At 40.8% G+C, this 26,295-nt stretch carries 23 protein-coding genes, 1 tRNA gene and 1 pseudogene; 13 read left to right on the top strand and 12 right to left on the bottom strand.

The window, feature by feature from the left end:
- Window positions 1-265: 265 nt before the first annotated feature.
- Window positions 266-895: a ParA family protein gene (locus tag IQ230_RS04255; RefSeq protein ID WP_099700654.1), complete on the top strand. Its 630-nt coding sequence runs from the start codon at window positions 266-268 to the stop codon at window positions 893-895.
- Complete coding sequence (locus tag IQ230_RS04250) at window positions 895-1,488, top strand: hypothetical protein (protein ID WP_193930829.1); 594 nt, start codon at window positions 895-897, stop codon at window positions 1,486-1,488. The genes IQ230_RS04255 and IQ230_RS04250 overlap by 1 nt, the downstream gene beginning before the upstream one ends.
- 120 nt (window positions 1,489-1,608) lie before the next feature.
- Here IQ230_RS04250 and IQ230_RS04245 read toward each other — a convergent pair whose 3' ends face one another.
- The 4 genes from IQ230_RS04245 to IQ230_RS04230 all read right to left on the bottom strand — a co-directional run bounded on the left by IQ230_RS04245 (window position 1,609) and on the right by IQ230_RS04230 (window position 5,637).
- A complete protein-coding gene (locus tag IQ230_RS04245) occupies window positions 1,609-1,998 on the bottom strand; it encodes a DoxX family protein (RefSeq protein ID WP_193930828.1) in 390 nt (129 codons plus the stop codon).
- A gap of 30 nt (window positions 1,999-2,028) precedes the next feature.
- On the bottom strand, window positions 2,029-3,336 hold the full coding sequence (locus tag IQ230_RS04240) for an NAD(P)/FAD-dependent oxidoreductase (protein ID WP_193930827.1): 1,308 nt from the start codon (window positions 3,334-3,336) through the stop codon (window positions 2,029-2,031).
- A gap of 217 nt (window positions 3,337-3,553) precedes the next feature.
- A complete protein-coding gene (locus IQ230_RS04235) occupies window positions 3,554-4,099 on the bottom strand; it encodes a P-loop NTPase family protein (RefSeq protein WP_193930826.1) in 546 nt (181 codons plus the stop codon).
- A gap of 119 nt (window positions 4,100-4,218) precedes the next feature.
- Window positions 4,219-5,637 (bottom strand): amidohydrolase, encoded by a 1,419-nt coding sequence (locus tag IQ230_RS04230; RefSeq protein ID WP_193930825.1) that lies wholly within the window; start codon window positions 5,635-5,637, stop codon window positions 4,219-4,221.
- A 255-nt stretch (window positions 5,638-5,892) separates the two neighbouring features.
- Between IQ230_RS04230 and IQ230_RS04225 the strand changes: the two genes are divergently transcribed.
- From IQ230_RS04225 to IQ230_RS04195, 7 genes are all read left to right on the top strand, one after another.
- Window positions 5,893-6,669 (top strand): cysteine hydrolase family protein, encoded by a 777-nt coding sequence (locus IQ230_RS04225; RefSeq protein WP_193930824.1) that lies wholly within the window; start codon window positions 5,893-5,895, stop codon window positions 6,667-6,669.
- Between the two features lie 3 nt (window positions 6,670-6,672).
- On the top strand, window positions 6,673-7,128 hold the full coding sequence (locus tag IQ230_RS04220) for a cupin domain-containing protein (protein WP_193930823.1): 456 nt from the start codon (window positions 6,673-6,675) through the stop codon (window positions 7,126-7,128).
- Complete coding sequence (locus tag IQ230_RS04215) at window positions 7,122-8,762, top strand: CocE/NonD family hydrolase (RefSeq protein WP_193930822.1); 1,641 nt, start codon at window positions 7,122-7,124, stop codon at window positions 8,760-8,762. Before IQ230_RS04220 ends, IQ230_RS04215 begins: the two co-directional genes overlap by 7 nt.
- A gap of 251 nt (window positions 8,763-9,013) precedes the next feature.
- The gene (locus tag IQ230_RS04210) at window positions 9,014-9,367 is read left to right on the top strand and encodes a DUF952 domain-containing protein (protein WP_193930821.1); all 354 of its coding nucleotides are present in this window, start codon (window positions 9,014-9,016) and stop codon (window positions 9,365-9,367) included.
- A gap of 152 nt (window positions 9,368-9,519) precedes the next feature.
- On the top strand, window positions 9,520-10,197 hold the full coding sequence (locus IQ230_RS04205) for an HAD family hydrolase (RefSeq protein WP_193930820.1): 678 nt from the start codon (window positions 9,520-9,522) through the stop codon (window positions 10,195-10,197).
- Window positions 10,198-10,469: 272 nt separating this feature from the next.
- Window positions 10,470-11,906 carry a sodium/glutamate symporter gene (locus tag IQ230_RS04200; protein ID WP_193930819.1) on the top strand — a complete coding sequence of 479 codons (1,437 nt, stop codon included), beginning with the start codon at window positions 10,470-10,472 and terminating at the stop codon, window positions 11,904-11,906.
- Window positions 11,907-12,053: 147 nt separating this feature from the next.
- Window positions 12,054-13,595: an AbgT family transporter gene (locus IQ230_RS04195; protein ID WP_228054571.1), complete on the top strand. Its 1,542-nt coding sequence runs from the start codon at window positions 12,054-12,056 to the stop codon at window positions 13,593-13,595.
- A gap of 134 nt (window positions 13,596-13,729) precedes the next feature.
- On the opposite strand, the gene IQ230_RS04190 is transcribed toward IQ230_RS04195, so the two are convergent.
- Window positions 13,730-15,493 carry an endo-1,4-beta-xylanase gene (locus IQ230_RS04190; protein ID WP_193930818.1) on the bottom strand — a complete coding sequence of 588 codons (1,764 nt, stop codon included), beginning with the start codon at window positions 15,491-15,493 and terminating at the stop codon, window positions 13,730-13,732.
- Between the two features lie 235 nt (window positions 15,494-15,728).
- Here IQ230_RS04190 and IQ230_RS04185 point away from each other — a divergent pair, with 235 nt between their 5' ends.
- The 3 genes from IQ230_RS04185 to IQ230_RS04175 all read left to right on the top strand — a co-directional run bounded on the left by IQ230_RS04185 (window position 15,729) and on the right by IQ230_RS04175 (window position 18,620).
- Window positions 15,729-16,460, top strand: a complete 732-nt coding sequence (locus IQ230_RS04185; protein ID WP_193930817.1) for a hypothetical protein — start codon at window positions 15,729-15,731, stop codon at window positions 16,458-16,460.
- A 238-nt stretch (window positions 16,461-16,698) separates the two neighbouring features.
- Window positions 16,699-17,709, top strand: coding sequence for a YihY/virulence factor BrkB family protein (locus IQ230_RS04180; RefSeq protein ID WP_193930816.1), 1,011 nt, complete (start codon window positions 16,699-16,701; stop codon window positions 17,707-17,709).
- Window positions 17,710-17,738: 29 nt separating this feature from the next.
- Window positions 17,739-18,620, top strand: coding sequence for an ion channel (locus IQ230_RS04175; protein WP_193930815.1), 882 nt, complete (start codon window positions 17,739-17,741; stop codon window positions 18,618-18,620).
- A gap of 107 nt (window positions 18,621-18,727) precedes the next feature.
- Here IQ230_RS04175 and IQ230_RS04170 read toward each other — a convergent pair whose 3' ends face one another.
- The 7 genes from IQ230_RS04170 to IQ230_RS04140 all read right to left on the bottom strand — a co-directional run bounded on the left by IQ230_RS04170 (window position 18,728) and on the right by IQ230_RS04140 (window position 25,843).
- A complete protein-coding gene (locus tag IQ230_RS04170; protein WP_228054570.1) occupies window positions 18,728-19,930 on the bottom strand; it encodes a PucR family transcriptional regulator in 1,203 nt (400 codons plus the stop codon).
- A 130-nt stretch (window positions 19,931-20,060) separates the two neighbouring features.
- Entirely contained in the window at window positions 20,061-21,617 is a 1,557-nt protein-coding gene (locus IQ230_RS04165; RefSeq protein ID WP_193930814.1) for a metallophosphoesterase, read from the bottom strand.
- Between the two features lie 277 nt (window positions 21,618-21,894).
- Window positions 21,895-23,514 (bottom strand): YegS/Rv2252/BmrU family lipid kinase, encoded by a 1,620-nt coding sequence (locus tag IQ230_RS04160; RefSeq protein ID WP_228054569.1) that lies wholly within the window; start codon window positions 23,512-23,514, stop codon window positions 21,895-21,897.
- Between the two features lie 401 nt (window positions 23,515-23,915).
- Window positions 23,916-23,987, bottom strand: a tRNA-Asn gene (locus IQ230_RS04155).
- 139 nt (window positions 23,988-24,126) lie between these two features.
- Window positions 24,127-24,726 (bottom strand): NYN domain-containing protein, encoded by a 600-nt coding sequence (locus tag IQ230_RS04150; RefSeq protein ID WP_193930813.1) that lies wholly within the window; start codon window positions 24,724-24,726, stop codon window positions 24,127-24,129.
- Window positions 24,727-24,884: 158 nt separating this feature from the next.
- Window positions 24,885-25,556 (bottom strand): energy-coupling factor ABC transporter ATP-binding protein, encoded by a 672-nt coding sequence (locus tag IQ230_RS04145; protein WP_193930812.1) that lies wholly within the window; start codon window positions 25,554-25,556, stop codon window positions 24,885-24,887.
- Window positions 25,557-25,576: 20 nt separating this feature from the next.
- Window positions 25,577-25,843, bottom strand: a complete 267-nt coding sequence (locus IQ230_RS04140) for a hypothetical protein (RefSeq protein ID WP_193930811.1) — start codon at window positions 25,841-25,843, stop codon at window positions 25,577-25,579.
- 325 nt (window positions 25,844-26,168) lie between these two features.
- On the opposite strand from IQ230_RS04140, the pseudogene IQ230_RS04135 reads away from it, so the two are divergent.
- Window positions 26,169-26,295: pseudogene (locus tag IQ230_RS04135) on the top strand (photosystem II D2 protein (photosystem q(a) protein)); the annotation flags it as partial.

Raw genomic sequence — 26,295 nt, 5'->3', positions numbered from 1 at the left:
AATTCTCCCGTAAAATTTACCAAATTCATTAGAAATAGCCAGTCATGAAGAGGTAGCAGATTTGATCTTGGTGAAGACTGCAACGACCTGTAAACTAAAAAATTGATGTATTGTGGAACTATAAGAAAGCTATGTTAGTAAAAATAGGGAAATAATTAAAAACTATGACTTTGATAAAGGATTAATAATGCTGCTGATATCCAAAAATACTAGATGCACGTAGCCTTAAGTAAAATTTTATTCAAACCCCTATTTTATTAATGTCATGCCCGCGAAGATCATCGTTGTATCAAATGGAAAAGGTGGAGTAGGAAAAACAACAACAGCAATGGGGTTATCTGCTATTTTTTCCGAGCGATACGAAGTTTTAACTGTAGATGCAGATAGTCAAGGGAGTTGTTCTTGGTGGGCGACACGCGGTAAGATGCCCTTTGATGTTGCTCAAGAAACAGACCCTACGCTACTGAAGCGTTTGCGAAAAGTTGAAGGGTATGATTTTGTCATAGTAGACACAGCGCCAGCACTACGCTCGGAAGCATTAAAAGCAGTCATTGCGATCGCGGATTATATGGTCTTGCCAACACCTTGCGCTCCGATGGATTTATCTGCATTGATTGAAGTCGTGAAAGCATCGGTAAAGCCTGCAGAAATTCCTCATCGCGTGTTGTTAACTAAAGTTGATGTTAGAAGTACAGGAGAGGCTTTAGAAGCACAAAATACACTTACAAAATTAGGTATTCCGGTTTGTAAAACATTTATCCGAATTTACAAAGCGCATGAAAGAGCCGCCCTTGAAGGAGTACCAATTACTCAGTTAAAAGGAAAAAACGCTCGCGAAGCAGCAGCAGATTACCGCCGAGTAGCAGAAGAAATACAGCGCGATTGGAGGCAATAATGGTTAGAAAACGAATTGCAGATTTGTTAAACGAAGAGGGAGAAAAGTTGACAACTGAGCAAAGTTCATCTGAGCCAGATGCTACAAATAATGAGGAGTTAAGCAACGAGGAAAAAACAGAAGTGGTAAAACCAACAAGAACAACTGCAAGAGCGCGAAATACAAGTCGAACTCGACAAACCAGTCAAACTGCATCAGACTCAGAAGGTATTGTTACTGAATTACGGGCAGCTTTAAAGCAAGCACAAGAGAAAGAACACTCTCTAGAGCATCGTATTGCCGAACTACTGGTAGAAATAGAGGACGAAAAAGCATTAGTCAAACAACTTCGTCAAGATGTCGCGAATTTTGATGCGGTTAATGATGAGCTAGAGCAAGCCAAGACTACGATTCTACAACTTGCAGAAGCTAACTCAAAGTTGATTGAGCAAATGAATTCTTTGAAACCAGAACCTGCACCGCTACAGAAGAAAGAACCAACATCACAGCAGAAATACAAATCAGCACGACAGACAGTTGTATTTCCTCAACAAGATCAAGTAGATTCGGAAGGACAGTCTGTTGATTTCGCACGCAATACTTGGTTGCTGTAGCTTGCTGACTTAGTCACAGCTTAAGTAGAGCTATTAGCTGTTAGCTGTTAGCTCTTAGCTAATTACCCACTTTTATATTTTTGTTTGTGGGACTGTGGTTGGAGCTAATTTGGTGTTGAACTAAGCTAGATCTTTACGTCCATCCACACTAATAGGACCAGAACCAAAGTAAACTACCATTAATAATCCGCCGATCAATCCTAAATTTTTGAGAAATTGAGTGATTTGCATATCTTCAGCAAAATTAGTGTGAAAAAGCAGCGTGGTAGGAACTAGAAAAACAATGAGGGCGATCGCACCCCAACGTGCCTTGTAACCTAGAATTACCGATAACGCTCCCAGTAATTCTAAAATAATCGAACCTACCAACAAAATTCCGGTTAGCCCTGCAGGAATTCCAGCGCTAGCCATAAATCCTTGCGTACCAGCAAAGTCAAAAATTTTATTGAAACCAGAACGTAAAAAGATAACAGAAAGAAAGATACGAGCGGCAAGAGGAATATAGTTCATTATAAATTACCTATAGTAGTGCCAGAGTGCTTAACGATCTTGATTATGCCAATCTGTAGAAGATTTTGGCGGATTTTCTTCAAATATTAGCCGACGACTGAGAGGAAAAATCAGACGAATCGAGCGATCGCCAAAGAAATAATCGCGTAGCCAATCCAACAGAACAATCAAACGATTTCGTCCACCAGGAAGATAATATAAGTGAATCCCTAACCATAATAACCATGCAGGAAAACCTGTAAAAGTAAATTTACTAGTTTGGGCAACACCCGCATTGCGTTTAATAATCGCCGCTCTACCTTTATCTACATAGCGAAATGGTTTTGGGTTCTTACCTTTAATTTGACGCACAATATTTTGTGCGGCTGCGGTACCTTGTTGTAAAGCCACAGGAGCGACTAACGGTAGTGGTTCTCCGTCTTGCTCAATATAAGCTGAATCGCCGACGACATATACTTGGGGATAGTCTGGTAGCTGTAACGTTGGTAAAACCGCAACTTGTCCTTTAGCTGCTGGAAATAGTTCTGCTGTCGGCGTGGGTGAAGTGGCTTGTACGCCTGCTGTCCAAATAATCGTTTTCGAGAAAATTATCGTACCATCTTCAAGATAAACTGCATTTGACGTAACTTTACTGACCTTGGTTTGAAGATAGACTTTTACTCCAGATCGTTGTAACTGCTTGTAAGTGTAGTCTGATAAACGTAGTGGGAGATCCGCGAGCAGGCGATCGCTTGATTGCAGTAAAATAACCTGCACTTGCTCCATCTCTAGCGTAGGAAAATCTTTGATTAATCGACCGTGAATCAGTTCTACTAAAGCTCCTGCTAATTCTACGCCCGTTGGTCCACCACCGACAATAGCAAACGTTAGAAGTAGCTGTCGCAATTCTGGATCGGGTTCGCGCACAGCTTGTTCAAAACAAGACAGCAGATGATTGCGCAAATACACGGCTTCTGGCAGCGTTTTCATTGGTAAAGCGTATTTATCAGCCCCTGGTACTCCTAAAAACTGAGATTCGCTACCAGTAGATAAAACCAAAAAATCGTACGGAATTGTTAAACCATCAGTAACAACAACCCGATTAGCAAAATCAATTTGTGTGACTTCTGCCATTAAAAAATTAGCAAAAGGTAATCGCTGGAGAATACCACGCACAGGATAAGCAATTTGTTCGGGTTGAAGTTCTGCGACTGCTACCTGATACAGCAGAGGAATAAATGTATGGTAGTTGTTGCGGTCAATGAGTAACACATTGATTTGGGCACGCGCTAGCGATTGGGTTGCTTTCAACCCACCAAAACCAGAACCAACAACGACAACACGAGGGCGTCTCGGCACTATGAATAGCTCTCGTCTAGACAATCTACTGGTTTATAGTGCCACATCTATAAACTAAAGACCATAGATTATGAGGTTCTGACCTCTGAAGCAGCTTCGCAAGTACTTAGGACGTACTCGATCGAAGGATCGCGATCTCATCCGTCAGGTGCTAATGTGACTATATCTCAAAGGCGAGTAGCGTCGTACAAAATCCTTACCTCTATTAGCGCAACTGTTAGGTTGATGCACGATCTTTAAAGTTAGTTTTATTGCCAATTGATTCAAAAAACTGCGCGATCTGTTCAGTTGAGCGAATGTGATAAACACTTTTGCTGCTTTGAACCTGCTGGATATACTCGCGATATTTTGGGGTCAAATATTTGTGACATAACCAAAGCACGCGGTAACTACGAAGTGAACTTTTCAATACGGGACTCTTTTGAGGCCAACCTTCTGGTGGTTTAAAGAAACCTACGATCAGGCGTTTAGTCACCCACCAAAAATGCACATATAGTGGTAAATCGACAAAAATCAGACTATCCGCCTCCTTTAGTCGTAGCCAGAGGGTTTCCATGCAACCAAACCCGTCAACAATCCATCGGTCAGTCGCCAAAATTTTCTCATGGATGTGCTGATATTCTTCCTCGGAAACCTCTGTGTCTCCTGATGGATATTGAATCTTGTCCAAGACGTAAAGTGGCAAACCCGTCATTTCTGATAATCTCTTGCTGAGAGTTGATTTACCACCTCCAGCGTTGCCAAATACTGCTACTTTTTTCATAGCAACTCTGTAACCTAGCAATCATGGGTTTTTGTATGTATAACCAGCACTTACACAGGATAGTCAATATAGGCTAGTGCTAAGTGTAAAGTATGAGCCATCAAGACGAAGCGAGAAGGTTATGAATACTCTTTAGCTAATCCTAAGCCCATAACTTCGCGGTAGTGTGCTTCAATTTCACCTACAGTTTTCGATTGACGATTGAAATCCCACCGACTCCGTTCAAATAAATTTTGTCGCAATTCATCGACATTGATTGTTGCGACTTCGCCATCAGCAACCATTTGCTTGCCATTTACCCAAACGCTGTTAACAGCTTGGGTGGGGCGACCGAGGATAAGTAAACCGATGGGATCAGTACGTGGTAGCAGCGATAAGCTGGTGAGGTCATACAATACTAAGTCCGCTTTTTTCCCTTCAGTTAAAGAACCCAATTCCTCAGTCATATTTAATCCTTTAGCACCACCGAATGCAGCCATTTCTACAGCTTGACGTGGAGTAATCCAGTGCCGGTAGTCGAAGTCAGTGATATTATGCAGCATCGAGCCAATTTTAATTGCTTCAAGGAGATCTTGCGAGTCATTACTTGCAGAACCATCACAACCAAAACTGACATTAACTCCTGCTTGCCGGTATTTCAAAATTGGCGCAATTCCACTCCCTAAACGCAAGTTACTCAAAGGATTGTGAACGACGGTAGATTGCGTTGCCGCCAAGATTGCGATATCTGCATCACTTAACCAGACGCAATGCGCTAACGAGGTGCGATCGCTCAAGTACCCAATGCGCTTTAGATGTTCTACTGCACTACAACCATACTTTTGTTGTGCTAGCTGCTTTTGTGCTTTTGTCTCCAACAAATGAGCGTGACGACAAAGATTATGGCGATCGCTTAATTCAATACATCCAGCAAACAGTGCATCCGAACACAGTTGAATTCCTGTCGGTGCAACTAAAATATGCACGCCCGCCTCAGGACGATGAAACTGCCTTACAGCTTCTTGCATCAATTCCAGCGTTGCTTCAGTCGAACGAAAATAGGGTGTATCCTCGCGCTGCAATTCCCCATTAGGAATTCCACTTGCTAAAGCCTCATCTTGAATTAACGGTCCAATAAATGCCCTAATTCCAATTTCTTGGTAAGCTTTAACCGCAGCAGCAATCGTGTCAATTTCTTTTCCAGGAATCAGGACTAAGTGATCGACAACACTCGTTCCACCCGATAGCATTGTTTCTACTGCGGTTCCCAGTGCACTTAAGTAAACTTGTTCAGGATCGAGAGGTGCGAAATCATAAAGTTCTGCAATCCACAATTCTAATGGTACAGGCGGAATCAAACCTCGCTGCCACATTTCCGAAGAATGGGTGTGAGCATTTACGAAACCAGGTAGTAGTAATTTATTGTTACCATCAACAACTATACCGACAACATCTAAATCAGGCGCAATTTTGGCAATGCGATCGCTCTCTATTTGTACATCTACGGTGTCATAATCGCCATCAACAGGAACTAAAACATTTTTAATCGTAAAACTCACAGAATTAACCTTGATCAAATATTTATATATTGCTTAACACTTAATTTTAAAGTATTTTGTTAAATAAATTCTTCTCAAACTCTCCTCTAAATTTATCTCTTCCTTTGCATTCTTTGTGTCCTACCCTGCGGGAAGGCTACGCCAATGTGGTTCAATCAAAATATCATTTTCTCCATCTATATAACCGTAAAAATTAATACTTAAACTTAACTCAAATTAACTTAAGACAATAGAAAAAAACGAAAGTTTAAATTTATGAATCAACCTTTAAGAACCTTAGGAATTCCGCCAAATGCTTGGGCAGTAAATGAAGCAATCGCCGATATTACCCGTCCGCCATCAGCACCCAAAATTATCACTCTTAAAACCGAAACCAAAATCCTAAACATCGACTTAGCTAAGACTGCGATTTTAGTTATTGATATGCAGAATGACTTTTGTCATCCTGACGGTTGGCTAGCACACATTGGTGTCGATGTTACTCCTGCCCGAAAGCCCATCGATCCGATTAACACACTCCTTCCAGTATTGCGTCACAGCGGTGTACCAGTGCTTTGGATAAATTGGGGAAATCGTCCTGACTTACTCAATATCAGTGCAAGTGTGCGACACGTCTACAATCCCACAGGTGATGGTATTGGGCTAGGCGATCCTTTACCGAGTAATAGCGCTAGAGTATTAATGGCAGGAAGTTGGTCGGCGGCTGTTGTAGACGAACTCAAACAGTTACCACAAGACATTCGTGTTGATAAATATCGGATGAGTGGGTTTTGGGATACACCGCTTGATAGCATCCTGCGTAACTTGGGCAAAACTACACTGCTATTTGCAGGAGTAAACGCCGATCAATGTGTTTTAGTAACCTTGCAAGATGCCAATTTTTTAGGATATGACTGTGTATTAGTAAAAGACTGTACCGCAACAACTTCTCCAGAATACTGCTGGCAAGCAACAATTTATAACGTAAAGCAGTGTTTTGGTTTTGTTACTGATTCTGAAGCAATCCTTAATGCGCTAGCAACTAGCAATTAGCATATGGACACAACTCGCTGTATGATCCCCGTTGCCAAGTCGCCTCAAGACTATCAAGCTTTTAAGATTAGTCCTGGTGACACGAATAAATTAGCAATTGTCTTTGATACTGCTACTGCAAATATCTCGCTAACAATTTGTGTAGAGATTTTTGACGTTGGCGGCAAAACGCCACCAAATCGCCATCAAATGGCAGTCGAAATGTTTTTCATTTTATCCGGAGAAGGATGTGCTATTTGTGATGGCAAAACGGTATCAATTCAAGCAGGAGATAGCTTGTTAGTTCCTCCTACAGGGACACACATGATTGAAAATACAGGTTCGACTCGGCTGTATGCATTATGTATCATGGTACCGAATGAAGACTTTGCAGAGTTAATTCGCAGTGGTACGCCAGTAGAATTAGATGAGGAGGATTTAGCTGTTTTGCGTCGCTTACCTGCACCAGTATTATGTTAACGGTGCATCCCAAAGAAAGTGCATCAATGCTAACTCGTGATGGAGTGCGGTTAGATGCAGATATTTATCGCCCTGATGCTGAAGGGGAATTTCCAGTATTATTGATGCGACAGCCGTATGGGAGGGCGATCGCATCTACAGTAGTTTACGCACATCCTAGCTGGTATGCTGCTCATGGCTATATTGTGGTGATTCAAGACGTACGGGGAAGGGGTACATCACAAGGCGAATTCAAGTTATTTGTTAACGAAATTGAAGACGGTGAAGACGCCGTAAACTGGGCAGCCGATTTACCTGGTAGCAATGGCAAAGTAGGAATGTATGGCTTTTCCTACCAGGGAATGACGCAGTTATACGCCGCAGTAGCAAAACCCCCAGCGTTAAAAACGATTTGTCCAGCGATGATTGCTTATGATTTGTATAGCGACTGGGTGTATGAGGGTGGCGCGTTTTGTTTGCAGACGAATCTGGGTTGGGCGATTCAATTAGCAGCGGAAACTGCACGATTACAAGGCGATGCTGCTGCCCATCATACGCTTTATGCAGCGGCTCAGAATATACCACTATACGATCCTGTTCCCAGCCTCAATGAATGCTTGCGCAAACTTGCACCGAATGCCTTTTACCATGAGTGGCTGGAACATTCGCAACCTGATAGCTACTGGGAAGAAATTTCACCCAAGAAGTACTTGCAAAACGTCGATTTACCAATGTTCCATATCGGCGGCTGGTTTGATACTTATATGCGCGGTACACTCCACCTGTACAAAGATTTTGCTGCTCGTAGTGCGTATCGTCAACAGTTACTTGTAGGACCTTGGGCACACTTGCCTTGGAGTCGCAAGGTAGGCGATGTTGATTTTGGCATCGAAGCTTTGAATCCTGTCGATCGCTTGCAAGTAAAGTGGTTCGATCAGTTCCTTAAAGGAATTGACCGAGGATTGTCGCAAGAACCGCCAGTGTGTTTATTTGAAATGGGCAGTAACCAATGGCGTAAGTTTAACGACTGGCACAAAGAACACCATAAGTTGTATTATTTGTCAAGTAGTGGACTAGCAAGTGTCCGCGAAGATGAAGGCAAGCTAACCACGATTTATGCACAATTGTGTCCGTCCGATGTTATAGTTCACGACCCCTGGCGACCAGTTCCATCACTTGGAGGTCATGCTGCATTACCCGCAGGCTCATTTGAGCGATCGCATATAGATCGGCGCTCTGATGTTTTAACTTATACAACAGCACCATTAGAATCTGATCTGCATTTTGCGGGTGATGTTGCAGTAGAAGTATGGTGTGATGCTGATACTCCCCACCATGACTTATGTGCAGTACTTTCTGAAGTTTGTACTGATGGTAAAGTCTATAACTTAACGCAAGGTTATTTACACGTAAACGATATGCGATCGCCTTTACGAGTCGTCTTACAACCAACGTGCGTCAGAATCGCTAAAGGTAATGCCCTGCGCCTAAGTTTGAGTGCAGCGTGTTTTCCAGCGTATCCCATTAATCCTGGGACAGGTTCACCTATGGCTAGTACGCGCTTGATGGATTCACAGATTGTTACTTTAACACTTCATTGTGGAGGCGATCGCCCTTCGCAAGTTTTGTTACCCGTTGTTGCACCATCTCAGTAACTTTTGAATCATCAAGAGTTGTGAATTGAAGAATGTTCTTCACTCAACCCTCAACGGTGAGTCATTATAATGCTTTTAAACTCAACGCTCATAGTTTCTCTTTCTAGGAAGATAGTAACCAATTTTTAACTAATGTCTTAATAAACTGACAACAGTCAATGGAGATCCTATATTAGTTAGATTTGTATTAGATTGAAGTATTTGGTAGCAAATCTTATAAGCAGGTTATCGAGATCGACACTTAACTTACCATGAACCTTATTTTACATATCACGCAACGCAACCAATGGGAAAATGCACAACAATCCCAAATCTATTGTGGTGACACGCTAGAGTCGGAAGGGTTTATTCACTGTTCTACTCCACAGCAAGTTGTCGAAGTAGCAAATTCACTCTTTAAGCATCAACAAGGATTAGTGTTACTATGTATTGATTCTGATAAAGTTTCAGCAGAAATCCGCTATGAAGGAAGTCAAGAAGATAAATTATTTCCTCATATTTACGGTACTTTAAACCTTAATGCTGTAATTCAAGTACTTAATTTTCAGCCTAAGGAAGACGGTACTTTTGCCTTTCCACAAGAAATTGTTAGTTTAATGTCTTAATAAGACTCACTTCATCTCTTATCCTTTGTGTCCTAGCCTAGCGCCTACGGCTAACGGCAACCCCTACAGGGAATGTGTCCCACCCTGTGAGAAGGCTAAGCCTATTTGGTTCGTTATAAAAAAAGTTACTCTAATACAAACAAAGTTGCTATATGCAATTAGTAATTTTTGATGTTGATGGCACACTTACCAATACAAACAAAGTTGATGCTGATTGCTTTGTTCGTGCCTTTTATGAAGAATTTAACATACTTCACATAAATCAAAATTGGCAAGACTATACACATAGTACAGATACCGGAATCACTCAGCAAATCTTTCAAAAGCCGCTAGGACGTCTTCCATCCAAAGAGGAAGTATTTAGACTGAAAAGACGTTTTATTGATTTGTTGAATCAAGCAACACAAAATTCTGATTTGTTTAATCCAGTACCAGGTGCAACAAGTGTAATAAGCAAGTTACAACAGCTTGAATATCATATTGCTATTGCAACTGGAGGATGGCAAGATTCTGCAAAATTTAAACTACAAAAAGCTGGTATAGATTTTAATAATCTTCCTCTCTTTTCATCAGATGATAGTCTTTCTAGAGAAGATATCATAAAAATAGCTATATTGAGATCGAAAAAACATTATAAAATTGACACTTTTCAAAAAACTATATTTATTGGAGATGGAACTTGGGATGTTAAAGCAGCAATTAATCTAAAGCTTCCCTTTATTGGTGTTGGTAAAGCTTTAGCAAGTAAAGGAGTTCAATATATTATTAATAACTTTAGTAATAATAAAGAACTTCAAAACCTTTTAATAGACGCAAAACCTCCTACTTAGTTTTTGGTAACTAATTTGTAAAATATACCTGCAGAGCATTAATATCAATCAAACTATCAAGAAAATTTATATTAACACAATTTAAACTATTTTTTTAGCTATTAAATAATAGTTGCTCACTTTGTATCTGGAAATACAACACATTTATCTTAACAAGGTTAAAAACTTTTCAATTACTTGCATTAGTGACACCTTTAGAGTGTAAACTTGCTGCAAACGCCTAACTTATACAACAAGCAAACGCCTATATTGCGTTTGTAGGGATGGGTGCTATGTTTCAACTTATTGATGTTTTCTTTGCTTTTATTACAATTGCGCTATTAGTCTTAGTCGGTAGATTTGTACGACAGCGGATCAAATTCTTGCGAGATCTCTATCTACCAAGTTCTATTGTTTCAGGAGTTATTGCCTTACTTTTAGGTCCACAAGTTTTAGGGGCGATCGCAGCTACAGTTGCAGGATCAGAAGTTCCACTTGCCCAAGGCTTATTTCCAGAAACTATCCGTAACGTGTGGTCGCAATCTCCCAGTGTTTTTATCAATGTTGTTTTTGCAACGCTTTTTATTGGAGAGTCAATTCCAAGTCCAAGAGATATTTGGCGCAAAGCCTCGCCGCAGGTTGCTTTTGGACAAACACTGGCTTGGGGACAGTACGTAGTAGGGCTTCTACTCGCCATTTTAGTACTAACTCCCGTTTTTGGTATGAGTCCGATCGCTGCATCGTTAATTGAAGTTGGCTTTGAAGGCGGACACGGAACCGCAGCCGGAATGGCAGAAACTTTCAATAACTTGGGTTTTACAGTTGGACCTGATTTAGCATTAGGCTTAGCTACTGTGGGAATTGTTTCTGGTATTGTTGCTGGTACGATGCTTGCAGACTGGGCGAGAAAAACAGGACGAATTCAAGTCGTGCGTAGTGAAGATCCTGAAGCGGGAAGCTTTGATTCTCACAATCGCCCGAATGAAGATCAAACAATTCGAGTTGCCCGTGCCCGATTAATGCGCGACTTGCTTATTGATCCCCTATCATTAAACTTAAGCTTTGTAGGGCTAGCGATCGCAATCGGTTGGCTAATTTTACAAGCACTGATTTTTATTGAATCAATTACCTGGGGACGCGCAGGAGTTGAATTATTTTCTTACGTACCTTTGTTTCCAATTGCACTCATTGGCGGACTCATAGTGCAGCTACTCTTAGAACGTACAGGACGCGGTTATCTCATTAGTCGTCCATTAATTGAGCGCATTGGCGGAGTTGCATTAGATGTCACAATTGTAACTGCACTCGCTTCAATTTCATTAGCCGTCTTAGGTAGCAACATTGGTCCATTCCTAATTTTATCGGTAGCTGGTATTGCGTGGAATGTCTTAGCATTTATCTACCTTGGACCGCGTATTCTCCCTACATTTTGGTTTGAACGTGGTATTGGAGATTTAGGACAATCAATGGGCGTTACTGCAACAGGCTTAGTTTTGCTGCGGATGGTTGATCCCGACAATCGTTCTGGTGCTTTTGAAAGTTTTGCGTACAAGCAACTATTATTTGAACCAATCGTCGGTGGAGGCTTATTTACTGCAGCTGCACCACTGTTAATCGCCCAGTTTGGTCCTGTTCCGGTGCTACTGCTGACAACTGGTATCTTAGCGTTTTGGCTTGTTTTTGGTATGTATAACTTCAAGCGGATCGCGAAAAGTAGTCAAGTTGTTTAGAAAGTTTTGAGTTTTGAATTATGAGTTAACCCTATTACTCCTCAAAATCTAACATTCATAACTCTGCTTTTTAGGACGATAGTGACTAACTACCAACTACTAATTAGTAACCCGAATAATCATAGTTAATACATAAGGTAGGAGTAAATGACACAAACAACTCCTCCAGAACAATCTAGTCCTCCTCAAAAACCAGGTTGGATCAGTAAGTCTCTGGCATTTATTGAAGCCGTAGGAAATAAACTTCCCGATCCGCTAACGCTATTTTTTATCTTTTGTCTCGCTGTTATTGTCATTAGTGCGATCGCTGCTGCACTCAATGTCAGTGTTGTTAATCCAGGAAACAATGAAACGATCGCTGCTGTATCACTTTTGACACCTGATGGTATCCGTCGTATTGTCACCGAAGCAGTTACCAACTTTACTGAATTTCCACCCTTGGGAACTGTAATTGTTGCGATGTTAGGTGTGGGAGTTGCGGAAGCAACAGGTTTACTTGCAGCTTTACTTCGTCAGTTAGTACTTGTTGCACCTGCAAGGTTAATTTCTCCAACAGTTATTTTTGCTGGAGTGATGTCTAACATCGCATCAGATGCGGGTTATGTCGTTTTAGTTCCTTTAGGGGCGATTGTCTTTTTAGCGTTTAAACGTCATCCCCTAGCAGGCATGGCAGCGGCGTTTGCAGGTGTTTCGGGTGGTTTTAGTGCTAACTTATTGCTGAGCCCTTTAGACCCTCTCCTTGCCGGATTATCGCAAAGTGCAGCACAACTAATTAATCCTAACTACGAAGTCAATGCTACAGCGAACTACTATTTTCTTGCAGTTTCTACATTTGTTGTCACCCTCGTTGGCTGGTATATTACTGACAAAATTGTAGAACCACGCCTTGGTCGCTATCAGGGAGAAGAAGCAGTATTAGAAGAACTAACTGCAAGAGAACGCAAAGGATTGCGTTGGGCAGGTTATGCGTTATTGGCTTTTGTTGTTTTTGTTTTAGCATTGTTGTTGCCACCACAAGGAATTTTGCGCGATCCTGAAACCTCTGCGATTATTCCTTCACCGTTTATTGATGGAATTGTGTTTTTGATTGCGATCGCTTTTTTACTTCCTGCGATCGCTTATGGTAAAGCTGCGGGTACGATTCGCAATGATAAAGATGTTGCCCAATCAATGGGCAGTGCAATGAGTTCTTTGGGATACTATATTGCGCTTGCGTTCATTGCTGCTCAATTTATTGCATATTTCAACTGGAGTAATTTGGGAATCATTACTGCAGTCAGTGGTGCTAATTTTCTCAGGGCTACAGGAATTACTGGTCCACCAATTTTACTACTATTTATTTTACTCACAGTTGTTCTTGATTTATTCGTTGGTTCTGCTTCAGCAAAATGGGCTGTCATGGCACCTGTGTTTGTGCCAATGTTAATGTTAATTGGTTACTCTCCTGAATTGACGCAAGCGATTTACAGAATTGGAGATTCAACAACAAATATTATTACGCCACTGATGCCTTACTTTCCTATCGTTGTTGCTTTTGGGCAAAAATATGATAAAAACCTAGGCATTGGTACATTGATTTCGTTGATGCTACCGTATTCGTTAAGTTTTTTAATTTGTTGGACAGTATTGTTCTTTGTTTGGTTGTTTTTAGGACTTCCCTTAGGCCCTGGTGCGCCAATGCAGATTTAGTCGTTGAGGTGAGTCAAGGCGATCGCCCGACTGAAGCTACTGATATCTTGTTGGGCTACTAAAAATCTTGTCTTGGTTTACCAAGGTACACTTTGCTTGAATAACCCCCAATTCAGTCGAAGAATATCTGTGATTCAAACTCGTACTAAATAAGGAGAATTAATTGGCTGTGCTTGACCTGCATCAACTAAAGCTTGATAGACAAACGCTGCAACTTCAGCGCGAGTGGCATTACGATTTGGGTTTAGTTGTCTTGCTGTCGGGTAGTTAACAACCATCCGCCTTTGAGTAGCTGCTGCAACTTTATTAGTTGCATAGTTAGGAATTTGTGCTGCATCTTGGTAAAAAGACAGTACATTAGTATTGTTACTGCTGAGATTTAAGCCACTTGCTAACGCTACAACAACTTGAACTCTGGGAATTTGTTGACTAGGCTGAAAAATTCTGCCAGGATAACCAACAAGAAAGCCTCTTCTCACAGCAGTTTGAATCGCACTGTAACCCCAAAAACTTTGAGAAATATCGACAAATTCTATACTAGGATTGTTTTGCGATGCTTTGGGAAAAGCTTTCGTGACAATTGCCGCGAACTCAGCACGAGTGACAGGTGCATTAGGCTTAAACGTACCGTCTGGAAATCCACTAATGATGTTTTTGTCAGCTAATGCTTGAATGTAACCTTGCGCCCAGTGCCCTTGAATATCAGGGAACCTTGTTGGAATTGGTAATCCTGGTTGAGATGAACGGGAAGGCGCTTGTGCGATCGCACTTGCTAAAGATTGCCATGCTGGTTTAGGTCGAAGTTGCTCATCAAAAGGCAACGGTCGCAATCCTCCACCGTCTCCACGGGGTTTTCTGTTGGCTAGCCACGTATAGCGATCGCTTAATCCCCATGTCATGACTGCGATTACTGCTGGTTCATCAAGCACGGCGGACAGAAAATCTGCATAGATCTTCGCAACTGCGCGATCGCGAACAGCAGCATCTCTGGGTAACTGCTGATCGTTCACATCAAGTTCTGTAATCATGATTTGTAAGCCTAAATCCGCAACATTGCGCAGAAACCTACGTATTTGCGTAAATTTGACACCATCAGGATGACCAAACAAGTGACTTTGAATTCCTAAAGCTTGGACTGGAGTTCCTCTAGACTTTAAACGTTCTAATAACCGCAGTACAGCAGTACGCTTGGCTTCGGCTTGCGGAGTGTCATGCTCGATTGCAAAATCGTTATACACAAGCAAAGCTTGTGGATCAGCTTCAGCTGCAGCACGAAATGCAAGATCAATATACTCTGGACCTAAAAACCTTAACCAAGGAGTGTTACGTAATTGATCTGCACGTTGCACTTGTAGATCAATTGCTTCATTTACTACATCCCAAGAGTGCATTTGTCCAGCATAATGCCCAGCAACGCGAGAGATATGTTCTCTAAGATATTTTTCAGCGTTTTGTTTATTCACTGTACTGGCAAACCAATTGGGTAAAGCCTTATGCCATACCAAAGTGTGCCCGCGAAATAACATTCCATGCGAACGAGCGAATCGAGCCATCCAATCTGCCCGCGTAAAATTAAATCTACCAGGGCTAGGGCGTAGTTCTTGCCATTTCAGTTCGTTAGTGGGCACTAACATACCACACTGTTGGGCAAATAAGTTAGCGTATGCCTTGTTTGAGGACAACTGCTGATAAGTTGCGGCTGCACCAAAAATTAATCCTTTCGTTCTAGCTGAGGAGTGTAAAGCAACTTCTGCAGCTAAAGCAATACTGGAAGAATCTGCTAGTGCGGGTACAAGTTTATTGAAGTGTCGTAGTTGAGATGCAGTTGTGAAGGCTCCCATGCCGGTCAATGCACCTAAACCCATTAAGAAATGCCTTCTTTTTAGTAGCGTATGCATAAAAATAACAATATATTAAAGAGTGATATCACTCAAGTTTGCTAGTGGTTAATAAAATCCCTAATACTTCGACTGAGTAATATTGCGATAGTTTCCTGACCAGAGCTATATATTTATAATCTGTCATCTTGAGTAATATTTTGTAAGTTAGTTGTAGATGAACAAATTTAACTTTGAAATTACACTTAATGGTTCTGCATTCTAGTTATATGTAGGAATACTCTAGAAAATACATATGATCCTGACAGCACTGCTTGCAGTCGGACTTGCTTTTGTACATATCTTTGCCGGAAGGTTACGCTTTCTTGATACTATACCTCGCAGCCGCTGGTTATCGATGGCTGGAGGTGTTTCTGTCGCTTATGTGTTTGTGCATTTGTTACCTGAACTCAGTGAAAGACAACGTGCATTTGAGCAAAATAATAACGGTATATTTGTTTACTTAGAAAATCATGTTTATTTATTTGCGCTGACTGGTTTAGCTGTTTTTTATGGCTTAGAGCGAGCCGCAAATATATCACGTCGTAGTAGTCGCAAAGCGGGAAAGAAAGATAGGACTAGTTTGCGTATTTTTTGGCTTCATATTCTCTCTTTTTCCAGTTACAACGCACTCATTGGTTATTTGTTAGTGCATCGGCAAGAACCAGGAGCCACAAATGTATTATTATTCGCTTTTGCTATGGCACTACATTTTATTGTTAACGATTACGGTTTACGAGAAAACCACAAGCGTGACTATGACAAACTAGGACGTTGGATACTGGCGATCGCTATTGTTTTTGGGTTCTTAATCGGGCAAGCTACAGAAATTCAAGATATGGCAATAGGAGGACTCTTTGCTTTTGTAGCAGGTGGAGTTATTCTTAATGTGCTCAAAGAAGAATTACCAGAAGAGCGGAAAAGCCGCTTTTGGGCATTTGCGCTCGGTGCTGCTGGGTATGCACTTGTACTACTTATTGCAGATTGACAAAAAATCTATCTTTTGCACTACGATACCAAAAGCTGTTGTCATCCAACGAACTTAGAGTATGAAATTCTTTAGCAAGGTAATGGCTAATACTTACTATCTACTGCGTCTGCTTGTATCCTGCAACAGGAATCACTCACAATTTGAGAAACTGTCTACTACCAGCACATATCATTAAAACTTTTCTAGCTCAAGCCAACTATTAAATCAAGCTATATCCCGTGCTCAGGAGATATCTGTGAACGTCAAAGTCATTATAAGTTTGTTGAAAGAGACAATTGCCGAATGGAATAAAGATAAAGTTGCTCGCATTGCGGCAGCATTAGCTTATTACACAATGTTTTCCTTAGCACCATTGCTAATTATTGTTATTGCGATCGCTGGTTCTGTTTTTGGAGAAGACGCTGCTAAAAATGAAATTGTCGCCCAAATCCAAGGTTTGGTTGGTAGAGACGGTGCTGAGTTTATCCAAACAGCAATTGAAAACGCTAGTCAACCTGCTGAAGGAACTTTTGCTTCAGTCATTAGTGTTGTTGTTTTGCTTTTCGGTGCTACAGGTTTATTTGCTGAATTGCAAGATGCACTTAATACAGTTTGGGAAGTTAAACCTAAACCTGAGCAAGGTTTACTCAATGTCGTTCGCAACCGTTTTTTATCGTTTGCCATGATCTTAGGGATTGGCTTTTTATTGCTAGTTTCCCTCATACTCAGTGCAGGTTTAGCAGGAGTTGTTAACTTTTTTGGTAACTGGTTCCCCTTTCTTAGCTCATTTTTGCAGTTGTTTTCATTTGTTTTTGGTTTTATTGTTACGACATTTTTATTTGCTGCAATTTACAAAATTCTGCCAGATGTAAAAATTACTTGGAGTGATGTTTGGATTGGTGCAATTATCACATCGTTTTTATTCTCGATTGGTCGATTTTTACTCGGTCAATATTTAGGTAATAGTAGTTTTGGTTCAGTTTATGGTGCGGCTGGTTCACTTGTTGTTGTCCTGGCATGGGTTTTTTATGCTGCGCAAATTTTACTTTTGGGTGCAGAGTTTACTCAAGTTTATGCCAGAAGATTTGGTTCGGGAATCACGCCTGCTGAAAATGCTGTACCTTTAACTCCTGAAGCTCGCGCAGAACAAGGCATGCAACCTAACGAGCCACCTGAAACTGAGCGTCCTCGGCGCAAGCGTTCAAACTTTTTGAGTCGTATTTTTGGTGGTGGAAGTAGGCGATCGCCACGTCGGAGAAACCGATAAATACATCAGATAACTAGGAGCGGCTCACGATGCAGAAACGTCGTTCATCTCGGGTAGTCCAGATCGTCAAAAAAGATGGGCGGTTAAATATTGTCGGAGTGGGTAAATGGTACTCTTTCTGGCGCGATCCGTATCATTTATTACTTACTGTTCCTTGGACTGGTTTTTTGGCGATCGTTGCTTTAGGCTACATACTGGGCAATGCTTTCTTTGCTTTGGCATATTTGGTAGAAGAAAATAGCATTGCTAATGCAAGACCTGGTAACTTTTTTGATGCCTTCTTTTTTAGTATCCAAACTATGGCATCAATTGGTTATGGAGCAATGTACCCTCAAACACTTTATGCCAACATCTTAGTTACGATTGAATCGCTTTTGGGTTTAATTGGGTTAGCCATGGGAACTGGACTAGCCTTTGCTCGCCTGTCACAACCTACTGCGAGGGTAATTTTTAGCCGCGTTGCAGTGATTACTTCCTATAACGGAGTACCTACTCTAATGTTTCGCACAGCTAACAAGCGCGGCAATCAAATTTTAGAAGCAGAACTGCGCGTACGTCTGGCAAAAGATGAAGTCAACGCGGAAGGACATTTTATGCGGCGAGTCTATGACTTACAACTAATACGCAGCCAGAATCCCAGTTTTGCTCTTTCTTGGACAGCTATGCACCCAATTGATAAATTTAGTCCTTTACATGGCTCTACACTTGAAACGCTTGTACAAGAGGAGTCTTCAATCATTATTACACTTATGGGCATTGATGAAACTGTTTCCCAAACAATCTATGCTCGTTATATTTATGTTGCTGGTGACATATTATGGAATATGAGATTCGTGGATATTATATTGCGTTCTTCAAATGGCGATCGCTATCTTGATTATTCCCGCTTTCACGATGTCATACCATCCTAAAGCTATATCCTTTCCGGCTGAATCACCTGACTATTCATTGAGTTGCTAGTGACTAGTCACTCATCAAAGCATCACTTTAAATAGTAAGTAATTAACTAAATTTGATATTATCTTTTTGCAGCAAATGTTGAGTTGAGCGATCGCAATAACAACGCTAGACGAATTTGCACAGCATCATCAAAGCGCCGTGGATCGAGTCCTATCAGGGATGTAATTTTTTCCAACCGATAGGTGAGAGTATTGCGATGAATTAACAACTGACTAGCAGTTGCTTTAGAGCTAAGATTTGTTGCAAAAAAGGTATCCAAAGTCGCTAGTAATTCTGGTTCGCGATCGAGGGGGCTCAAGAGGTGTGTTGCTAGTTCAATTTTCGTTTTTTCATCAGAAACACCAACTAAAGCAGCAATTCCAAGTTGGGCTAGACAGTGAACTTGATTCTTTCCATGAAAGCGACAGCCTAGAGATAGTGCTGCCCGTGCATCCTGATAAGAATGAGCCAATCCCTGAATTCCTGGATGATATCGCCCAATTCCAATGCTAATTTCTGTACCTGTATCTGCTCTTAAACAAGCTAAAAGTGCGATCGCTGCGCGATTGAGTGCAGTAAGATTTGCCCAAGAATAACTAGACTGTTCTAGCACATCTCCACTTTTCGCCCAATTTGCAAGATTTTTTGTATTACTTGCTTTTAATACGGCTATTTCCCCATCACCAATGTACGCACAAATTGTATCCTTCGGCAAGAGAAAGAATCGGACAATACTACTAATTACCAGCTGCGCCCGACGTCGAATTTTGACTTCAACGGTTTCTTCTGATTGTTGAGGATGATTGCCTAAAATGTATTCCGAAGCATCTATTAAAATGACAGCACGAGGTGGTGATAAGTCTAATCCTAAAAGTTTGCTATAGCGAACAACAGTCGTCTCATCAATCAAACCATGCAGTAAATCGTAGATAAACTTATCTTTTAGTTGATGCTGAGTTGGGAGGTTATCAATTATGGCTGTTTGATTGATAACCATTTCTATTAATACCTGCGCCAAACGCGGAGAGATAACATCGCCATTGCAAGGTTCACCAACAATGACTTCACCTGCTTGCATATCGACCGATAAAGGGACTCGCAGGTAATGGTTGGTTGCAGTATTGTCCAGGTCATTGCTGGAAAGCCCAACTAACTCTAAATTACTACTAGCAATGACGATTCCTTGCTCATTAGTGACACAAACTTGAGCAGATAGCAATTCAGCCACTTTTTGCGTGACAACTTTTGCCGTTCTGAAGTACTCTGTTGCTTTAGTTAACAAAGCGGTAGTATCAATGTACTATTGTTTCTAGCTTTATATAAATCAACAGTGAATCATCTACTTCATCTTTCGTAAGATAGAACTTGTCGGTTAGTGTAACGCAGATATTTAACAGACGACACAGTAAATACTAAATCCTAAATGGCTCAATGTCTTGTTCCAACCAGTCACGCTGATATCGTTCGGCAACAAAAGGCTTAACGACAAACTTGGCAGGGTTTCCTGCTTTGACATCAATCCGTAAAAATGAATAGGGTCGTCGTTTGTGCGAACCGTGACCGCTACGACCAATGTAAAGATGCGATCGCGCAACTTCACGCTCAATACTCCCAAAAGTCTCTTTTAATTCTGTTCCTTCTTTACGCTGTCGCCGCAAGCTATAACCACTTCCACCACAGACAATCCAATTAATATAAGAATCTGCATGTCCGGTATCACCTGTGGAAAGGTGCTCTAAACAATGTGCATGACCTGTTAATACTAAATCGACAAGCGGACGCTGCGGTAGCCCGCCCAGTTCTTTTGCAACTTCATCAAGAACCCAACGCAGATTACGACGTACTGCTAAAGTTTGTGCCTGATACCACTTTGATGCTTCAGTGACGTAGGGTGGATGATGCAAGTAAATGACTCTGCCCCGAACTTCTGGCGTGTTCCATGATTCAATCAGTCTTTGTCGTAGCCATGTTAATTGCTCAAAGTCAGTTACAGTAGATTCGTCTGCTGCTAATTGCTTATCAATATCAAGTTTGATTTCTTCTGTTTGCTCTAACTTTGCTTCTAAATCATCAAGTCTTTCAGCATCTTCTGGTAAATTATGATTGAGCTTCGCTGCTTCCTCCATAATTTGCAACTTTTCTTGTTCTAATTCATAAATACGAGCTTCCAAAGTACGTCGATATGCTTTACCTTCTCCTGTTGTTGGTAACGGCGCAGGAGCGTTAAAGGTGTTTGAGTCCAGCGCAAAAAAATCAATGCCACCACTGCGGAAAGTGTAATATCGATAAGGCAGTCGCGTAAAATGTCCTGGTTCGTAGAGCAAGCAGCGACCGGTACTTGTTGTTGCAGTGTAGTGTTTGTCTAGATGGCGCTGCAATTCTTTATCAGAATCTATTGCTTTTAAGTAGTCTATAAATGCTTTGGCATAAGCTTTACCTTGATAAGAACCATGCCAACCAATATCTAAGTCCAATCGCAGTTTTAAAAGGCGACGTATAGGTAATGTGGCACCTCCCATCAGACCATAAATTAACGGCAAGTCATAGTAATCGTGATTGCCCAACACAGGTAGTATTGGTGTTTTGAAGATCATCTCATCATAGGCTACTTTTTTTGGTTTTTCGCCACCGACAATAAACTCTTTATAAGGCTCAATAAAGTTTTTTGGGTAGTATTCACTAGAGCCAACTAAATATACGACGTCACCTGTATGTAAAATAAATCGGCTGCGATCGCAATGCTCCAACATGCGTTCAGCGATCTGACGTTGCGGATTGTGTTTTCGGTGTTTTCCTGAACCGCTATCGCCAACAACCAAAAATGAAAATTCTGGGTTATCTTCCTCTGAGGCGAAAACAAACCGAGTTTGGTCAATTTGTCTTTCAAAAATGAGTGGGTCTTGCCACCGTACCCGTTGCTTCATTTTCTCGATTTTGACGGATATCGGCGGATCGGACACAAATTCCATAATATATAGTATCTCTCTATTGTACTTCGTTGATTTGGTTTTTTATCTTATTGTGCTGACAGTAGAACTATAACTGCTCAGTGTAGTTACAGGAATAATTATGATTAACTTAATGTTTCTAAACTGTTGATTGTTGCGCTGATTGCTAAAGTTACTATCATCAAAGCCCATATAATGTACGTGGCTCAACAAATTTCTTGAACCAAGCATAGGTTACTTCAGACAACAATCTGCTGTCTCTATCAATCTGCATATTCTCAATGCAGCTCAATTACTTTCAATTTGCTACAGGTGGTTTTTTAAACTTGATTTGTAGATTAGGTAGTCCGTCTAACTTCTCCTCTGCGAGTTCTTCAGGAACAGTGGGAACTATAATTGTTAAACCGCCAGGAACACATTCAACTTCAATCGGCGTACTACCCATCAATTCACCGTCTACAACCACTCTTTGAGGTGGATTAGTGGAGATTTTAATGCTTCTTGCTCGTAGGAAACCAGTATCAGGTCTATCAGCTACTTCACCACTATAAGCTGACTGTAAGAGGTTATAAGCAGCAGCGATCGCACTAATCGTATTTGTTGGTGCAACGATAGTAACATCTAGTAAACCATCATCAACTAATAATTCTGCTGGTCCTTGGGCAAGCACAGAAGTTGGTGGCGCAGCATTGGCTACGGTGACGGCTGCAGCATTCAGGGTAATTACTTTGTCTTCAGTTTCGATACGTGTCTCAAAAGATTCTAGATTACGTAATTCATGAATACCAGCTAAAACATACGCTAGCATACCAAATCGATTCTTCACATCACGGTCTGCTCGTTTTACGGTTTCTGCCTCAAATCCAATTCCAGCTAGCAAAACCATAGGTCTACCGTTACAATATGCAGCATCAACAGTACGTGTTTTACCATCCAATATAGTTTGACAAGCTGCCGGAATTGTAGCTGGAATGCCTAAAGCGGTTGCAAAAGCATTTGCTGTACCGCGAGAAATCACACCTAAAGGAATTCCTGTTCCGACAACGGCTTCTGCAGCAGCCGAAAGTGTCCCATCTCCACCAGATGCAATAATAATTTGCGCTCCTTGTTCTACTGCTTCTTTAGCTATTTCGTCAGCATCTTTGTCAGGAGTTGTCATCCGAATATCAAGGTCAAATTCTGGCTCTAGCAGACTTGTGATTGTTGCTAAGTCTTGTTCTGAGTTAGATTGACCTGCCACAGGATTAAAGATTAAACAAGCGCAACGAGTAGGTTTGTTTTTATGGGTTGCTTGAGTGCTAGAGGTAGATGAAGAAACCACTAATTGCTCAACGCTTTTGTTTTTTGTAACAAGTTGATCGATTACTTCTTTTTCTTGCCGTGTTTGATGTTCAGCAATCAATCTATCTTGATACTCTTTAATAACTCGATGATGGCGATCGCTTAATTCATATAAGTCTGCAGCCTGTGTATAGTTGTAATTAGCTTGTCTTGCATCAGCTTGCTTAATCCGAGGAACTTGACTTTCTGATAAGAGTACTGCCGAGTCAATAGCTGATGTCACATTAAGATATGCTTCTCGCAGGTTTTCTTCATATTCCTGATCTATTTCTACTTGTTCGTTATAGGCAGGAAGACTTTCTACTTGTTTGCGATCTACACCTAAAACAAAAACTTTTTGAGCCTCATAGTCAATTTGAGAACATCCCACAGGAAGCATAACCTGTTTATTAAATACCCATAAACCAAAATCAACAACAAAGTAGCGAAAGTATCCCTTCTCATCTACTAAGATGTCTTTGATATAGCCAACTTTTTCTCCAGATTTTTCCGTATAAACATTAAACCCTATAAAATCTTTACTATCAAAGAATTCGATATAGTTTGGAGCAAAATCCTTAATCTTTTTAAGAGACATACATTTAACTCCTAGATAGTTTCTACTAAAATTAAATTTTGCAAGAGCTACTGCACTCCTGTTGCAACTCTTTACTTGTTATGTGCCGATAACTAAATTTATATATTTTTGACTTATTTGGCACGAGTATAGAATCGAGCTTTGGATAGATCTAAAATATTTACTGTATTCTCAAATTTAGAGCAACTTTCTGCAGAACAAAGTAAAAAAGCGAGTCACACAACAACCAATACTTTAATATACGGTTGAATTGAATCACATTTTATATATCGAATCGAAAAACCAATCTCTTTGTTTACCAGTTAACTTGAATAACTGGCGCAGACTTAACAGCTTATTTGTACTCACCAAGAACAATATAAGTCAAACGCTGTGGTCTTGCATCTCGATATTGTTTTAAACTCCCCAGGTAGGATTCGAACCTACGACCAATCGGTTAACAGCCGACCGCTCTACCACTGAGCTACTGAGGATTGCGAATTCCTATATTAATAGTAAACGATCGCATTTGGCAAGTGTTTTGGCAAAAAAAATTATTCAGGCTCTTTTTTATAACCTGAGGCTCTCTTCTACACGTTGATGCAGCGTTCTTGCTAGCTGATACAGCCATATCTATTTCTTTGTTCCCATTCTCATCTCTGATAAGCGCTGTCTAGCTTTAGCATCTATAGAATTTGCTAAAAAACGGCTAGACGGTTGTTGCCGAGACTTATTTTTTTGTCGAACTCGGTGCGCTGTGGTTTGTACCTCAAACTTAAGTTGTGCAGCAGACAACCATTCTGCACCATAACCTACAACTGTTAATTGATGTGCCCTATCTGAAGTAGCAACGATTATTCGCGAAGTTTGGGAATAAACTGGTAGTTTGCTGTTTTTTGTTGTCTTGATAGGTAAGGTTCCTCGAAGATAAGGTCGAAAAGCAGCGCATACCTTTTCTATGTAAGTATCAGCGGTTTCTCCAAAACTGGTGTAGTACGCTGATAGACTTTCTGTAATGACTTCATAGTTGCTACAAGTGTTTTGATAGTGAGCATCAAAAACAACTTGAGTCACGATACCTTGATACGCACTGTAATTTGTGAGGTCTTCAATGAGTTGCCAGCGCGACGCTTCTAAACCTTCAGTGTCTCGAATCTTTTTTAGGCAAGACCAAGCACCGATTATATTATAGCCATCAACTAGGAGGACAGCTTGTGGTATGGAACGGGGCATGATGAACAGCAAATATTGCTAAAGTTAACATTATTTATTCACATCTTAATAGTAATCGAGGTATATCCTATAACATTTCGGTAGATACACTAGTCATACAAAACAACCAAGCTTTTACATAGATGGTTGTTTCACTCTTTTTTTCAGGAAAAATTACACTATGAGGCTAAGCCTACTTGCATTAAACGTTGTTGAAGCCGTTTAGGATCTCCACGATCTACTAAAAAGCCTTTTTCTAAAAGAAAAGCACCATCACAATAATTGAGTTCGTCTAAGCGATGTGTTACCCACAATGCAGTTAAATTACGACTTTTAACTAAGCGTTTTACTTGTGCAACCAAGTCTAATTGGCTATCAGGATCGAGTAAAGCTGTAGGTTCGTCTAATAGTAGTACTTCACTTTGTCGTGCGATCGCACCTGCGATCGCGACTCGTTGCTTTTGTCCGCCACTTAGAGCATATATTGGTCTTCGTTGTAACTCTAATAAATTTACTGCTGATAGAGCTTCTGCAACACGATGACGTACTTGGCTAGGAGATAATTTTTCCTCTACCAATCCAAAAGCAACATCAGCGCCAACAGTTGGCATGACCAATTGGTGGTCAGGGTTTTGAAATACAAAACCCACTGGCGGCATAACATTAATCTCACCAGATTGAGGAGTTAATAAACCTGCTAGTAATCTTAATAGGGTTGATTTTCCACTACCATTAGTCCCTAGCAGCATCCAAAACTCACCCTGAGGGACTTCTAAGCTACAGGACTTTAAAACATCCTCACCATTAGCCCAACCAAAACACAAATCGCGCGCCTGAATAGCATCAGCCATATGACCACCAACTGTTAGGTTTACTCTGCTAATGCAAAAAAGCCAGGCGGTCTACCGCCAGCCGCTGTCCCTGTTTTTTGAGACATTTGGACACTAGAAATATCACTAGCTCGTACAGCTACTTTTTTCTCAGTTTGGCTCTCGCAGGTCAATTCTACGACTTCAGTACTACCAGACTGCATTGCTTGCAAAAGCTTCTGATAAACAGCTTCTGCGTCTTCTGCAACCTTGCGTTGCACAGAAAGTGGAAAGGGCGTGTTTTTGAGTGTCAAATCAATGTTAAACATTGTAACTATTTGTGTACTTAGCAACTGTAAATCTCATTCTCATTTTAACTACCTAAAGAGTCACAATAGGCAATGTTTACTTACGTCAATTGATAGATGCCAAATAATTTTGTCTGTGATTTACCTCATTTAGCTTAAATAAAGATTAAATTCTGTCAAGGATATTGTCACAAAACGGCATTTAATAGTAAAACTATGATTAGAATAAGTAAAGAATCGTAAACTAAGTTGACAAATCAACTCATATCCTGCTCTGGGTAGTTGTAAAATTACCAGAAAAGGCAGACGATTCTAGCATGAAATTATAAGATCTGGAGTTTTTGCTATGACAATAGCAGTAGGACAGCCAGCGAGTCGAGGATGGTTTGACGTCGTAGACGACTGGCTAAAAAGAGATCGCTTCGTATTCATCGGGTGGTCAGGAATATTGCTATTTCCCTGTGCATACATGG

This window comes from Gloeocapsopsis crepidinum LEGE 06123 (genome assembly GCF_015207655.1).
Classification (GTDB): Bacteria; Cyanobacteriota; Cyanobacteriia; order Cyanobacteriales; family Chroococcidiopsidaceae; genus Gloeocapsopsis; species Gloeocapsopsis crepidinum.
Note: the sequence above shows the minus strand (reverse complement) of the source record. Positions and strands in the feature narration are given on the sequence as shown.

Excerpts from the sequence above, each read along its gene's own strand:
- IQ230_RS04245 (WP_193930828.1), bottom strand. The coding sequence starts at position 1,998 with ATGAACTATATTCCTCTTGCCGCTCGTATCTTTCTTTCTGTTATCTTT.
- IQ230_RS04165 (WP_193930814.1), bottom strand. The coding sequence starts at position 21,617 with ATGGAATTTGTGTCCGATCCGCCGATATCCGTCAAAATCGAGAAAATG.
- IQ230_RS04150 (WP_193930813.1), bottom strand. The coding sequence starts at position 24,726 with ATGCCCCGTTCCATACCACAAGCTGTCCTCCTAGTTGATGGCTATAAT.
- IQ230_RS04160 (WP_228054569.1), bottom strand. The coding sequence starts at position 23,514 with ATGTCTCTTAAAAAGATTAAGGATTTTGCTCCAAACTATATCGAATTC.
- IQ230_RS04225 (WP_193930824.1), top strand. The coding sequence starts at position 5,893 with ATGAATCAACCTTTAAGAACCTTAGGAATTCCGCCAAATGCTTGGGCA.
- IQ230_RS04185 (WP_193930817.1), top strand. The coding sequence starts at position 15,729 with ATGATCCTGACAGCACTGCTTGCAGTCGGACTTGCTTTTGTACATATC.
- IQ230_RS04175 (WP_193930815.1), top strand. The coding sequence starts at position 17,739 with ATGCAGAAACGTCGTTCATCTCGGGTAGTCCAGATCGTCAAAAAAGAT.
- IQ230_RS04250 (WP_193930829.1), top strand. The coding sequence starts at position 895 with ATGGTTAGAAAACGAATTGCAGATTTGTTAAACGAAGAGGGAGAAAAG.
- IQ230_RS04205 (WP_193930820.1), top strand. The coding sequence starts at position 9,520 with ATGCAATTAGTAATTTTTGATGTTGATGGCACACTTACCAATACAAAC.
- IQ230_RS04190 (WP_193930818.1), bottom strand. The coding sequence starts at position 15,493 with ATGCATACGCTACTAAAAAGAAGGCATTTCTTAATGGGTTTAGGTGCA.
- IQ230_RS04255 (WP_099700654.1), top strand. The coding sequence starts at position 266 with ATGCCCGCGAAGATCATCGTTGTATCAAATGGAAAAGGTGGAGTAGGA.
- IQ230_RS04235 (WP_193930826.1), bottom strand. The coding sequence starts at position 4,099 with ATGAAAAAAGTAGCAGTATTTGGCAACGCTGGAGGTGGTAAATCAACT.
- IQ230_RS04140 (WP_193930811.1), bottom strand. The coding sequence starts at position 25,843 with ATGTTTAACATTGATTTGACACTCAAAAACACGCCCTTTCCACTTTCT.
- IQ230_RS04200 (WP_193930819.1), top strand. The coding sequence starts at position 10,470 with ATGTTTCAACTTATTGATGTTTTCTTTGCTTTTATTACAATTGCGCTA.
- IQ230_RS04215 (WP_193930822.1), top strand. The coding sequence starts at position 7,122 with ATGTTAACGGTGCATCCCAAAGAAAGTGCATCAATGCTAACTCGTGAT.
- IQ230_RS04195 (WP_228054571.1), top strand. The coding sequence starts at position 12,054 with ATGACACAAACAACTCCTCCAGAACAATCTAGTCCTCCTCAAAAACCA.
- IQ230_RS04210 (WP_193930821.1), top strand. The coding sequence starts at position 9,014 with ATGAACCTTATTTTACATATCACGCAACGCAACCAATGGGAAAATGCA.
- IQ230_RS04220 (WP_193930823.1), top strand. The coding sequence starts at position 6,673 with ATGGACACAACTCGCTGTATGATCCCCGTTGCCAAGTCGCCTCAAGAC.
- IQ230_RS04145 (WP_193930812.1), bottom strand. The coding sequence starts at position 25,556 with ATGGCTGATGCTATTCAGGCGCGCGATTTGTGTTTTGGTTGGGCTAAT.